Here is an 11,661-nt window from a genome sequence, read left to right on the forward strand (position 1 = left end):
GGGCGCGGCTCGGGGTACGAGCACTGGTGCAGCAGCGTCCGGCCAGTCCGGCTTCCGAGAGAGAAACGCATGATCGAGCACCTGGACGGGGCAGTGATACCGACTGGTTTCGACGTGCCCGTGGACCCCCTGAGGCAGGCGGCGCACTACACCGGGGAGCCTGGAAGCATCGCCGAGGCGCGGTCGTTCGCCGCGGACTTCCTCGGCAGGCTCAGAACCGAGTGGTGTGCCGCCATCGGTGACCGCACCGAGGAGGAGGTGCTCCTCGTGGTGAGCGAACTCGTCACCAACGCCGACCGGCACAGCAACGGGCCGTACATCCTTGAGCTGGAGGGCACCGACGCCGCGGTCGTCGTCACGGTCTACGACAGCAACGCCACCCTGCCCCGCAGGTTTCCGCGGGATCCTGAGCGCGTGGGCCGGCACGGCCTGGAGATCGTGCACGTCCTGGCGCGCGAGGTCGCGGCGGAACGCGTACCGGTGGGCAAGCGGGTGAGGGCCGTACTGGGCTTCGGCGCCAAGGAATGAGCCCGCCCGGTCGTGCGGCGGGTGCCGTCCGTGACGGCACCCGCCTCTTCGCTGTCCGTGTGCGTCAGGCGCAGCCCAGCTCGCCCAGCATGCCCTCGCGCAGCCGTGTGATGATCCGCTTGATCAGCCGGGACACATGCATCTGCGAGCACCCGAGCCGCTCACCGATCTCCGACTGGGTGGCCTCCTCCACGAACCGCATGTGGATGATCTGCCGGTCGCGGTCGCTGAGCTCGGCCATCAGCGGGGCGAGTGACTGGAAGTCCTCGACGAGCCGCAGCCCGTCCTCCTCCACACCGATGAAGTCGGCGAGCACCGCTTCGCCGCCCTCGGGGCCGTCGCCGGTCAGGGCCGCGTCCAGAGACGAGGAGTTGTAGCCGTTCGAGGCGATCTGTGCCTCGATCACCTCGTTCTCGGAGATGTTCATCAGGGTGGCGAGTTCGGCCACCGACGGGTCCCGGTCCAGACGGCTGGCGAGCTCCTCGCGCGCCTTGGCCAGCTCGACGCGCAGCTCCTGCAGGCGCCGGGGGACGTGCACCGCCCAGGTGGTGTCACGGAAGAAGCGCTTGATCTCGCCGACGATGTAGGGCAGCGCGAACGACGTGAACTCGACCTCGCGGGACACCTCGAACCGGTCGATCGCCTTGATCAGGCCGATCATGCCGGTCTGGACGATGTCCTCCATGTCGTCCCCGCGGCCCCGGAACCGTCCGGCCGCGAAGCGCACGAGCGACATGTTCATCTCAATGAGGGTGTTGCGCGCGTACTGGTACTCGTGCGTCCCCTCCTCGAGCTCGGTCAGACGGTGGAAGAACTGACGGGACAGCTCCCGCGCGTCCCGCGGTGCGACGGCCCGCGGTTCCTCGACTCCCGGCAGCGGTGTCTCACCCGTCCTGGTCCCGCTGGCGTGCTCGGTGACCTGTGCCTCCGAACGATTCACGGCGGTGACGGCGGTATGCATTACCTCTCCCACGAAAGTCACGGCTCGACGTCTGCCTCTTCGGCCTGGGTTGTCTCGGGTCCTGCGGATGGTGTGCGGCCTGCCGTGTACCCAGAACGCGACGACATATGCGTCCCCGGCCACCGGCCGACCAACCGCCCGCAGCTCCCTCACCTTGCGCGTACCCGAGGAGTGACGACGCATGCCCGACAAGTGGCCGGGTGGCGCGAAATCGACGCTGCTCAGTGAGTGGCCCGGGGATCTCCGACAACAGCTGGAGCCGCAGCCCGGGCGGTGTGGCCGGATCCAGCCCTCGAAGTCCGTGTGAGCACCTCGACACGGGGAATACGGCCAAATCGCCCAGTTCCGGTTCCCGCACTTTCCCGTCGGTCGATTCCACCCAGGGCGGAATGCCGGACCCTTCCCATGGCGGCCACGGAATCTAGGCTGATCCGGTGAGCAACGAAGCGCCGAACCAAGCCCGCGTGATCCCCCTGCGCCCGCAGTCCGTGCGCCCGGGGACCGCCCGCCCAGTGTCCGAACGCCCCGCCACGAAACCGCCGGGGGAGCCCGCCGCCAGGCAGACCAGGGAACCCCTGTGGCGAGACCTCGTCGGAGACGTCCTGCGCCGCGAGCGTCTCGCCCAGGAGCGCACGCTCAAGGACGTGGCCGACGCGGCCCGGATCTCGATGCCCTACCTCTCCGAGGTGGAGCGCGGCCGCAAGGAGGCCTCCTCGGAGGTCCTCGCGGCCGCCGCCCACGCCCTGGGCCTCGGCCTCGGCGATCTGCTCTCCCTGGCCCAGGGGGAGCTCACCCGGCACTCGGCGCGCGGCCGCCGTGCGGTGCCGGGAGCGCCGTACAACGGGATGTGCCTGGCGGCCTGAGGCGGCGGGGCCGGTGTCTCAGACCGTCACGAGGCGCCGGCTCACCACCTCGTCGGCCAGCCCGTACTCCACGGCCTCCTCCGCGGTGAACACCTTGTCGCGGTCCATGTCCGCGCGCAGGGTCGCGATGTCGTGGTGGGTGTGGCGGGCCAGCACTTCCTCGACCTGGGAGCGGATGCGGACCATCTCCTTGGCCTGCAGGGCGAGATCGGAGATCGCGCCGCGGCTGCCGCCGGAGGCGGGCTGGCCGAGCAGCACGCGCGCGTGCTCCAGCACGAGCCGCCGCCCGGGATCCCCGCCGGCCAGCAGGACGGCCGCGGTGGAGGCCGCCTGCCCCACGCAGAGCGTCGAGATCGGCGCCTGCACGTAGGTCATCGTGTCGTAGATCGCCATCAGCGAAGTGAACGATCCGCCGGGGGAGTTGATGTAGATCGAGATCTCGTTCTCCGGTGCCGCCGACTCCAGATGCAGCAGCTGCGCGATCACCACGTTGGCGACGCCGTCGTCGATCTCGGTGCCGAGGAAGATGATCCGCTCGGAGAGCAGCCGGCTGAACACGTCGGAGGACCGCTCGCCGTGCGCGGTGCGCTCGACGACGTACGGAATCGTGTAGTTCGCCATGTCACAGCCCCATCCGTCGCTTCGAGGCGGCCGGGCGGACGTCGGCGAGCGACTCCAGGACCCGGTCCACCATGCCGTACTCCCTGGCCTCCTCGGCCGTGAACCAGCGGTCGCGGTCGCCGTCGCGGGCGATGGTCTCCGGTGTCTGGCCCGTGTTCTCGGCGAGGAGCCGCTCCATGGTCTGTTTGCTGTGATCCAGGTTCTCCGCCTGGATCAGGATGTCGGCGGTGGTCCCACCGATGCCCGCGGACCCCTGGTGCATCATGATCCGCGCGTTGGGCAGGGCGTACCGCTTGCCGGGCGTGCCGCCGCAGAGCAGGAACTGGCCCATGCTCGCCGCGAAACCCATGGCGAGCGTCGACACGTCGTTGGGGATCAGCCGCATCGTGTCGTAGATGGCGAGGCCCGCGTACACGGAGCCGCCCGGACTGTTGATGTACAGACTGATGTCGGTGCGCGGGTCCTCCGCGGACAGGACCAGCAGCTGGGAGCAGACCCGGTTGGCGGAGACCTCGTCGACCTGAGTGCCCAGCAGCACGATGCGCTGGGCGAGGAGTTGGGCGGCCAGTTGGTCGTCGAAGCGGGTGGGAGGGGTGTCGCCCTCCTCGGCCCGGATGGAAGTCATGGGCTGTCCTCGTGGTCGTAGGGATGCCGTTGGCTCCACTGTTGACCTCGGACGATGCCCCGAAGCGGTTTCTCTGCCGGTGGCAGATTCGCCACCGGCAGAGCGCGGGGCCGGCGGCCGCTCAGTCCTTCTCGCGCAGTTGCCGGAAGAACGCCCGCACGTCGTCGACCAGCAGGTCCGGCTCCTCCATCGCCGCGAAGTGGCCACCGCGGTCGAACTCGGTCCAGCGCACGAGGTTCTCGGTGCGTTCCGCCTTGTGCCGCAGCGGGATCTGGATCTCCGCCGGGAAGACGGCGACGGCGGTCGGCGCGGTCGACGGTTCGGTGGGCCGGGCCGCCCTCCCGCCCGTGGCGTGCGCCCGCTCGTAGTAGATCCGGGCGGCCGAACCGGCGGTCCCGGTCAGCCAGTACAGCATCACGTTGGTCAGCAGCCGGTCCCGGTCCACGGCCTCCTCGGGCAGCTCCGTGGAGTCGGTCCACTCCTGGAACTTCTCAACGATCCAGGCGAGTTGGCCGACCGGCGAGTCGGTGAGCGCGTAGGCGAGGGTCTGCGGCCGGGTGGAGTGCAGAACGGCGTACCCGGTGCCCTCGCCCGACCAGGCGCTCCACCGGCGCCAGGACTCCAGCGCGCGCTCCCGTCGCTCCGGTGCGAGGGGGGCGAGTTCCTCCTCGGTCGGTTCGTGCGTCGCCTGCGCGCCCGGCAGCAGGTTGAGGTGGACGCCGATGACCCGCTCGGGGTGGGCGCGGCCCAGCTCCCGGGAGATCGCCGAGCCCCAGTCGCCACCCTGCGCGCCGAACCGCTCATAGCCGAGCCGTGTCATCAGTTCGGCCCATGCGTCGGCGACCCGGCCCGCCTCCCAGCCGGTGTCGGCGGGCGGCCCGGACAGCCCGAAACCCGGGATGCTCGGTACGACGACATGGAAGGCGTCGGCCGGGTCGCCGCCGTGGGCTGCCGGATCGGTCAACGGGCCCACCACGTCCAGGAATTCGACGATCGAGCCAGGCCAACCGTGCGTGATGACCAACGGGGTGGCGTCCGGCTCGGGGGAGCGGATGTGGGCGAAGTGCACGGTCGTCCCGTCGATGACGGTCGTGAACTGCGGCCACTCGTTCAGCCGCGCCTCGGCCGCGCGCCAGTCGTAGGAGTGCCGCCAGTGGTGCGCGAGCTCGCGCAGATAGCCGGCCGGCACCCCGTACGCCCAGCCGGTGGCCGAGAGGTCGTCGGGCCAGCGGGTGCGGTCGAGCCGGTCGTGGAGGTCGTCGAGGTCGCTCTGCGGAATGTCGAGGCGGAAGGGCCGGATCAGGTCCGTGTGCTCTGTGGGCGCAGACGTCATGCCCGGATGCTAGTTCGCACGGGTGTATCGGCCATCTGGATTAATCGGCCGTCCGACCGATGAGTTCCGCGGCGAGGATCGGTCGACACAGATGACGGACGTTCCCACACCCAGGAGGTACGCATGACCACCGACGGTTTCACCACGTGTCTCTGGTTCGACGGCCAGGCGGAGGAGGCCGCCCACTACTACGTCTCCGTCTTCAAGAACTCCAGCATCGGCGAGGTCGCCCGCTATCCGGAGGGCGCGCCCCAGCCCGCCGGCACCGTGCTGACCGTCGAGTTCACCGCCAACGGCCACCGGTTCCTCGCGCTGAACGGCGGCCCCGAGTTCAAGTTCACCGAGGCGGTCTCCTTCATGGTCTTCTGCGAGAACCAGGAGGAGATCGACTACTACTGGACCAAACTCACCGAGGGCGGCGGCGAGCCCGGCCCCTGCGGCTGGCTGAAGGACAGGTACGGCCTGTCCTGGCAGGTGGTCCCGGACCGGCTGCAGGCCATGGTCACCGACCCGGACCCGGCGAAATCGGCCCGTGTGATGAAGGCGTTCATGGCCATGAGCAAGTTCGACATCGCTGCCCTGGACAAGGCCTACGCGGGCGAGTGAGCGCCCATCGACCGCTCTCGAACCGTCTCAGGACGATCCGATCACCCGCGTGATCTCCCGGGCGATCCGCAGGATGCCGGGGGAGCGGGCCGGGCAGGGCCTGGGCGTGGACGTCGTGGGCGCCAGACAGAAGTGCAGATAGTCCTTGTCGAGGTGCAGGGCGGTGCGATCGCGGTCCGGCTGGGTGCAGTAGTCGGAATGCTCGTGCTCGTAGGAGGTGCACGGCAGGTACTGCACCCAGGTGTACCGGGACCCGGCGGGTGCCACCGTCGCGCCTGCGTCGGCGACGACGTCCCCCGAGGCGGCCGCCTGCTCCTCGTACAGCTCGTTCACGCGCCGGACCCGGTCGGGGGTGATCGGGTCCGGGCCCTGTGCCACCCACACGATCCGCGGCCGCCGCTCGCCGCCCGCCGCCGCGATCTGGTCGGTCAGCCGGCGAAGGTCGGCCCGGTACCTGCTGAAGTACTTCTGCGGCGAGGCGGCATGGCTGATCCCGTCCATGCACCACGTGTAGCCCCACGCGTTGCCCCAGAACTGCAGCACCACGAAGTCCGGGTGCAGCGCGCGGACCAGCGCGGCCGCCTTGTCCCGGTCGGGCACCAGCGACTTCTTCCCGGTGCCCTCCAGGTAGTCGCACGGCGTGGTCCCCGAGTACGGCGCGCTCGTGTACGTCGCCCGCAGCTCCCGGCGCAGCTCCTGCCCGAAGACCTGCTGGGCCTCCATGGCGAGCGAGTCGCCGAGATACAGCACCCGCGGGGCGACCGCGGCCGCGGAGGGGCTCGGGGAGGACTGGGCGCGCTGATGCGTGGTGGCCGCACGGGAGACGTCCGGGGTCGGTGGCGCCGTCTCCGGGCCGTCCGACGGGTCGCTGCAGGCACCGAGCAGCAGGACTGCGGTCAGTACCCCCACGATCCACGATGTCCGCATGCGCGACTCCCGCCCCGGTCGCCGAAAAACGGTTCCCCAGGCAAGCACAGCCGGGCCCGAGGGGGAAGACACGCGGCGCGGTTCAGTCGCCGTCCCGACGCTCCAGGATGTCCGTCAGCTCGGCCAGCGGCAGCGGCTTGGTCAGATGGGCGTCGAACCCGGCCGACCTGAGTGCCCGCAGCAACTCGAGGCCGCTGCCGTCCGGGAGGCCCAGGTCCAGAATCGCGAGGTCCACGCGGCTCTCGTGGAGCACGGACTTTCCGGCCCGGGCGTCCATGGCCCAGGTGATGGTGAAGCCGGCCCGCTCCAGATAGGAACGGCACATCAGTGCGAAGTCGGGCTCGTCCTCGATCAGGGCGAGGTGCGGACGCATTCCGCATCACCTGGCCCGCCCGGCACCCGCCCGTTGTGTCGCTATGAGCGGGCGTTGATGCCCAGACCATGTGGCGAAGGTGGAACAGGAGGCGCCACGGTTCAAGGGGGAGCCGCCCGGGGGAGTTCCGGCGCGGACACGTGCGGTGCGGGGATCGCGAAACCGCCGTACGCGTCCGCGCCGGAGTGAATGCCCCGGCGCGGACGGCCCGGTCCTCCGGTTCAGACGCGGTCGGCAGCGATCAGCAGGTACTGGAAACTGCCGTTCCGGTAGGCGGTCAGGAAGGTGTCCTCGATTCCCGTGACCAGATGGTCGGCCTCCTTGCGCAGCTCCCAGTAGGGCAGGGCCGCCTCGGTGAGGTCCTCCACGTGCACCGGCACCAGCCGGTTGCGGGCCATGGCGCGGAAGTACGCCGAGCGGGGATGGATGTCGCAGATGTAGTGGGCGTTGATGAGCGAGACCTCGCGGGAGGCCTGCCCGTAGGTGTCGTTGTAGCAGCCGGTGATCACCACATAGCGTCCGCCGCGGCGCAGCAGCCGCGCGTGCTCGGCGAACAGCAGGTCCAGCTCGACGTACATGGTCGACTCGTTGTTCCAGGAGGCCGCGTAGGCCCCGGAGGGCAGCCCGGTGTCGAGCATGTTGCGGTGGTGGTAGCGCACCCGGTCGTCGATGCCCCGCTTGCGGGCCTGGGCGTTGGCGAACTCCGCCTGCTTCTCGGAGATGGTGACGCCGTCGGCCTGGCAGCCGTGGCGCAGATGTGCCACGACACTGCCGCCCCCGCGCCCGCACCCCGCGTCGAAGACACGGTCCTCGGGCGAGAGCGGGCCGAGCCGGGCGGCGAGGAATTCGGCCTGGGCGTGTTCGAGGCGGTGCAGTTCGGCGGTGATCCGCTCACGCCGCCGTACCGGATCGGGTTCCTCGAGGACGGAGCGGTCGGCCTCTCCGATGCCGTAGTGGTGGTGGTAGAGGTCGTCGAGCTTTCCGAGTTCGAGGTTGACCGGGTTCTCCTCGGCGTTCCAGTAGTCCGCGACTCGGGTCTGGTACGTCGACTGGGTCGGCACGGAAAGGGTCCGGGCGCCGGCGTGGGGGGCGGTGGTCAACGGTGACTCCTCGTGCTGGTGCGTGTGACGTCCTGTCATGCGATCGCGCTTTACCAGTAGTTGGGCAGGTGGTAGCGGTGGCTGTTGGTGGCGTGCCACTCGTGGTTGCCGGCCACCCAGTCGGACAGGCTCCGGGTGTAGCGCTCCACGAGCGGTGAGGTGGCGGAGAGCAGGGCCGACTCCTCGTCGAAGGCCTCCATGATCCGGTTGTGGATCTCGACCGATCTCAGATACGCGGCCTTGAGCCCGCACCGCTCGTTGGCGGCGACGACCTGCGGCAGATTGAGGTGGGTCGGGTCGCTCGCCAGTTCCTTGGTGAAGGAGTAGAGGTCGTTGACGATCGTGGTGGCGTTGCAGGCCAGTGCCGTGACCCGCTGGATCTCGGGACGGGCGTAGAGCGCCTCGGGCAGTTCGTAGCCGTCGACCGCGTCGACGATCGACAGACAGGGACGGAAGTTGTTGAACTGCCGCATCACCAGGTACTCCCAGACCCGCGGCGCATAGCGGGTCTCCGCCCAGGAGGCCTCGGCCAGGTAGCCCAGATGCAGCCGGGCGATGTCGTGCACGAACCGGTCCGTCTGGCTCGGGGTGGCGAGGGCGGCATAGTCCCTGAGCGCGAAGTGGTAGGAGCGCAGCGGGCCGTCGGCCCGTACGCCCTCGCGCCACTCCTCCTCCAGTTCGGGGACGCCGTGGTACGGGTCGATGGCGGACTGGGCCATGATCAGCCGGCCGCCGAGACCCCGGCGCGCTCCGCCGCGGCCCTCGTCCTCCTCGCAGTAGCAGGAGTCGACGACGTTTTCGGCGAGCAGCAACTCGCCGGCGACCGTGAGCCGTTCGAGGTCTGCCGCCTCCGGGTGTTGCAGCACCACCGCCCTGCCGAACTGGAACCCGGAGAAATCCCCCTTCCACGCCTCGGGGAACAGATCGAGCCGCCTGGCCCAGGCTTCCAGCCTGCGGTCGATCTCCGCGGCCTTCGCCGGATCGGCGGGGGCGACCTTCCGGTACCTCAGACCGGGGATCGCCCCGCCGGGCCGGCCGGCGCGCAGGGTGCTCGCGATGTCGGGCGGGCCCGGCAAGGACGGGGTGCTCATCGCGGTCACTCGGCCGTCCGGCCGATCTGAGCGTTCTCCAGGATCCCGACCGCGTCGGGCACGAGGATGGCCATCGAGTAGTAGGCGGTGACGAGGTAGCGGATGATCGAGTTGGTGTCGATGCCCATGAACCGTACGTTCAGGCCGGGTTGGTACTCCTCGGGGATGCCGGTCTGGTAGAGCCCGATGGCACCCTGGTCGCCCTCGCCGGTGCGCAGCGCGATGATGCTGCTGGTGTGCTGCGGGCTGACCGGGATCTTGTTGCAGGGGAAGATCGGCACCCCCCGCCAGGCGGGGATCTCGTGCCCCTCGACGCTCGCCGTGCCCGGCACCAGACCGCGCCGGTTGCACTGCCGGAAGAACGCCGCGATGGCCTTCGGGTGGGCCAGGAACAGCTTGGTCTTGCGGCGCATGGCGAGCAGTTCGTCCATGTCGTCGGGGGTCGGCGGTCCGGTGAAGGTGCTGACGCGCTGGCCGTGGTCGGCGTTGTGCAGCAGCCCGAACTCCCGGTTGTTGACCAGCTCCCACTCCTGGCGTTCGCGGATCTCCTCGATGGTGAGCCGGAGTTGCTGCTCGGTCTGGTCCATCGGGTTGTTGTAGAGGTCGGCGACCCGGGTGTGGACCCGCAGCACGGTCTGTGTGAGGGACAACTCGTACTCGCGCGGGGCGAGTTCGTAGTCGACATAGCCGCCGTTGATCGTCGGTTCCCCGACGTGGCCCGCCTGGACGGGGACGTCGGCCTCGCCCTTGCGGTTCATCGGCAGGCTCTGCCGCCGCGCGTAGGCCTCCAGATGGGCCGCCAGGGACGGCACCCGCTCGGTGAACTCGGTGACCACCGACCAGGGCAGGGCCAGCACCACGCCCGCGGTCTCGGCCCGGACCGAGCACAGCCAGAGCGGATCGGGCTGTCCTACGGCCTCGTCGCCCATCTGGGCGCCGTCGGTGACGACACCGACGATCTCCTCCTCGCCGTACTTGCCCTCGGTGAATCGGGTGAAGCGGCCGTGCACGACGAGGTAGGCCTCAGTGACCGGCTGCCCGGCCTCGACCAGGACCTGGCCGGCGCGGATCTCCCGGACCCGGAAGCGGGTCGCGAGCTCTTTGAGGACCTCGGTGTCGGAGTAGCCGCGCAGAGTGGGGAGTTCGGTGAGTGTCTGGGGGATGACCCTGATGTCGTCGGCGCCGTTCTGCTCGAACTGCACCCGGCCCCGGCCCACCCGGAGCTGGAGGCGCCGGTTGACCCGGTAGGTGCCGCCCTTCACGTCCACCCACGGCAGCATGCGCAGCAGCCAGCGGGAGCTGATGGCCTGCATCTGGGGTTCGGACTTGGTGGTGGTGGCGAGTTGCCGGGCGGCCGTGGTGCTGAGGCTGGTGAGCTGAGCTTCGGACGGGGGGTCGGGTTCGTCGACGGCGGGGCCGGTGGCGCTGTCCGGTGTGGACACATTCCCTCCTGGGAGGTGAGCGGGCTGGCCTTGCGCGAGGTTTAGCCAAACAGCTGGGGCGGCCTCTTGATCAGGGCGTGAAGGGGGCGGCTTCACGGGCGGGAAGTTGTAAACCTTGCAGGTGAGGCAGTCGGCGCATCATGAGTGCCCCCGCGCTCCTCAGGACAGGTCGTTCACCAGTACGGCCGCCCCGTCGAAGCGCCCCGCCTTCAGGTCCCGCAGCGCCCGGTCGGCCTGCGACAGCGGATACGTGTGCGTGGTGGCGTGCACGCCGTGCCGGGCGGCCAGGGCCAGGAACTCCCTTCCGTCCTCACGGGTGTTGGAGGTGACGCTGCGCACCTCCTTCTCGTAGAACAGTTCGCTCTCGTAGTGCAGCGCGGGCACGTCGCTGAGGTGGATCCCGGCGATCGCCAGCACCCCGCCCCGGTCGAGGGCCCGCAGTGCCAGGGGGACCAGGTCACCCACCGGAGCGAAGAGGATCGCGCTGTCCAGCGGCTCGGGAGGCATCTCGCGGGAGTCCCGCGCCGAAGCGGCTCCCAGCTTCAGCGCCAGCTCCCGCGCGGCCGCACCACGGGTCAGGACGTGCACGGTGGCGCCCTCGGCCAGGGCCACCTGTGCGCACAGATGGGCGCTGCCCCCGAAGCCGTAGAGCCCCAGGCGCCCGCCCGGTGGCAGCGAGGCCCGCCGCAGCGCCCGGTGGCCGATGATCCCCGCGCACAACAGGGGAGCGAGCGACACGTCGTCGACCCCTCCGGGCAGCCGATAGGCGAAAGCGGCCGGTACCACCGTGTACTCCGCGTAGCCGCCGTCGGCGTCCCAGCCCGTGTACCGGGAGGCCGGGCACAGGTTCTCGGACCCGCGCACGCAGTACGCGCACGTCCCGTCGGTCCGCCGCAGCCAGGCCACCCCCACCCGCTCACCGACCTCGAAGCCGCGCACCGCCGCTCCGAGCCCGGCCACCACGCCGACGACCTCGTGCCCCGGCGTCACCCCCGGCCGGTGCACCGGCAGATCCCCCTCGGCGACGTGCAGATCGGTGCGGCACACCCCGCACGCGCGCACGTGCACCAGAAGTTCGTCGTCACCCGGCTCCGGGACCGGCCGTGCGACGAACCGGAGGCCGCCTTCCTCGACCGGTCCCGGAGCCGCCACCGACCACGCCCGCATCGTCATGGGATTCCCGCCCTCGGA

General features: G+C 70.2%; 13 protein-coding genes. 3 read left to right on the forward strand and 10 right to left on the reverse strand.

Annotated features, from left to right (window positions below; genetic code table 11):
* Positions 1-69 precede the first annotated feature (69 nt).
* Positions 70-528 carry an ATP-binding protein gene (locus tag RNB18_RS17895; protein WP_311715066.1) on the forward strand — a complete coding sequence of 153 codons (459 nt, stop codon included), beginning with the start codon at positions 70-72 and terminating at the stop codon, positions 526-528.
* Positions 529-592: 64 nt separating this feature from the next.
* On the opposite strand, the gene RNB18_RS17900 is transcribed toward RNB18_RS17895, so the two are convergent.
* Positions 593-1,489 carry an RNA polymerase sigma factor SigF gene (locus RNB18_RS17900; protein ID WP_311715067.1) on the reverse strand — a complete coding sequence of 299 codons (897 nt, stop codon included), beginning with the start codon at positions 1,487-1,489 and terminating at the stop codon, positions 593-595.
* Between the two features lie 434 nt (positions 1,490-1,923).
* Between RNB18_RS17900 and RNB18_RS17905 the strand changes: the two genes are divergently transcribed.
* Entirely contained in the window at positions 1,924-2,352 is a 429-nt protein-coding gene (locus RNB18_RS17905; RefSeq protein ID WP_311715068.1) for a helix-turn-helix domain-containing protein, read from the forward strand.
* An 18-nt stretch (positions 2,353-2,370) separates the two neighbouring features.
* Here the strand turns inward: RNB18_RS17905 and RNB18_RS17910 are convergent, their stop codons facing one another.
* The 3 genes from RNB18_RS17910 to RNB18_RS17920 form a co-directional block, all read right to left on the reverse strand.
* Positions 2,371-2,973, reverse strand: a complete 603-nt coding sequence (locus tag RNB18_RS17910) for a ClpP family protease (protein WP_020117991.1) — start codon at positions 2,971-2,973, stop codon at positions 2,371-2,373.
* Position 2,974: 1 nt separating this feature from the next.
* On the reverse strand, positions 2,975-3,598 hold the full coding sequence (locus RNB18_RS17915) for a ClpP family protease (protein WP_059208879.1): 624 nt from the start codon (positions 3,596-3,598) through the stop codon (positions 2,975-2,977).
* A 121-nt stretch (positions 3,599-3,719) separates the two neighbouring features.
* Entirely contained in the window at positions 3,720-4,931 is a 1,212-nt protein-coding gene (locus tag RNB18_RS17920; RefSeq protein ID WP_311715069.1) for an epoxide hydrolase family protein, read from the reverse strand.
* 123 nt (positions 4,932-5,054) lie between these two features.
* Here RNB18_RS17920 and RNB18_RS17925 point away from each other — a divergent pair, with 123 nt between their 5' ends.
* Positions 5,055-5,537, forward strand: a complete 483-nt coding sequence (locus RNB18_RS17925; protein ID WP_311715070.1) for a VOC family protein — start codon at positions 5,055-5,057, stop codon at positions 5,535-5,537.
* A gap of 27 nt (positions 5,538-5,564) precedes the next feature.
* On the opposite strand, the gene RNB18_RS17930 is transcribed toward RNB18_RS17925, so the two are convergent.
* From RNB18_RS17930 to RNB18_RS17955, 6 genes are all read right to left on the reverse strand, one after another.
* Complete coding sequence (locus tag RNB18_RS17930) at positions 5,565-6,464, reverse strand: SGNH/GDSL hydrolase family protein (RefSeq protein ID WP_311715071.1); 900 nt, start codon at positions 6,462-6,464, stop codon at positions 5,565-5,567.
* Positions 6,465-6,546: 82 nt separating this feature from the next.
* A complete protein-coding gene (locus RNB18_RS17935; protein ID WP_311715072.1) occupies positions 6,547-6,837 on the reverse strand; it encodes a response regulator transcription factor in 291 nt (96 codons plus the stop codon).
* Positions 6,838-7,058: 221 nt separating this feature from the next.
* On the reverse strand, positions 7,059-7,937 hold the full coding sequence (locus tag RNB18_RS17940) for a geranyl diphosphate 2-C-methyltransferase (protein ID WP_311715073.1): 879 nt from the start codon (positions 7,935-7,937) through the stop codon (positions 7,059-7,061).
* A 50-nt stretch (positions 7,938-7,987) separates the two neighbouring features.
* The gene (locus tag RNB18_RS17945) at positions 7,988-9,028 is read right to left on the reverse strand and encodes a family 2 encapsulin nanocompartment cargo protein terpene cyclase (protein WP_311715074.1); all 1,041 of its coding nucleotides are present in this window, start codon (positions 9,026-9,028) and stop codon (positions 7,988-7,990) included.
* 5 nt (positions 9,029-9,033) lie between these two features.
* Entirely contained in the window at positions 9,034-10,470 is a 1,437-nt protein-coding gene (locus tag RNB18_RS17950; RefSeq protein ID WP_311715075.1) for a family 2B encapsulin nanocompartment shell protein, read from the reverse strand.
* Positions 10,471-10,629: 159 nt separating this feature from the next.
* Positions 10,630-11,637 carry a zinc-binding alcohol dehydrogenase family protein gene (locus tag RNB18_RS17955; protein WP_311715226.1) on the reverse strand — a complete coding sequence of 336 codons (1,008 nt, stop codon included), beginning with the start codon at positions 11,635-11,637 and terminating at the stop codon, positions 10,630-10,632.
* Positions 11,638-11,661 lie beyond the last annotated feature (24 nt).

The organism is Streptomyces doebereineriae, assembly GCF_031845645.1.
Taxonomy (GTDB): domain Bacteria; phylum Actinomycetota; class Actinomycetes; order Streptomycetales; family Streptomycetaceae; genus Streptomyces; species Streptomyces canus.